The organism is Bacillus sp. SD075 (assembly GCF_017355165.1).
Classification (GTDB): domain Bacteria; phylum Bacillota; class Bacilli; order Bacillales; family DSM-1321; genus Peribacillus.
This window is the reverse complement of record NZ_JADILK010000126.1, coordinates 1-298: the sequence shown is the minus strand read 5'-3', so window position 1 is coordinate 298 and position 298 is coordinate 1. Positions and strand designations below refer to the sequence as shown.

1 protein-coding gene is annotated in these 298 nt (G+C 37.9%); it reads left to right on the top strand.

The genetic code is table 11. The annotated features are described in order from the left end of the window. A partial coding sequence (locus IOC57_RS25565; protein ID WP_207441378.1) for an IS110 family transposase occupies positions 1–298 on the top strand: 298 nt, incomplete at both ends.

The window sequence follows — 298 nt, the reverse complement described above, 5'->3', positions numbered from 1 at the left end:
CACGAATCGTCATCTTGTTGTAGGAATTGATATTGCACAACAATTTCATGTTGCTCGAGCTGTTAACTATCGAGGAATTGTGGTCGGTCATCCTCTAACCTTTGAAAATAATGATGAGGGGTTTACTAAATTTCTAAGTTGGATCAAAGAACTTAAACGAATAAACCGTTTAGACACCGCCATCGTGGGCATGGAACCTACTGGTCATTACTGGTTGAATCTATCAAAATGGTTAGTTGAACAAAACGTTGAAGTTGTTACCGTAAATCCGCACCTTGTTAAAAGGAATAAAGAGAAT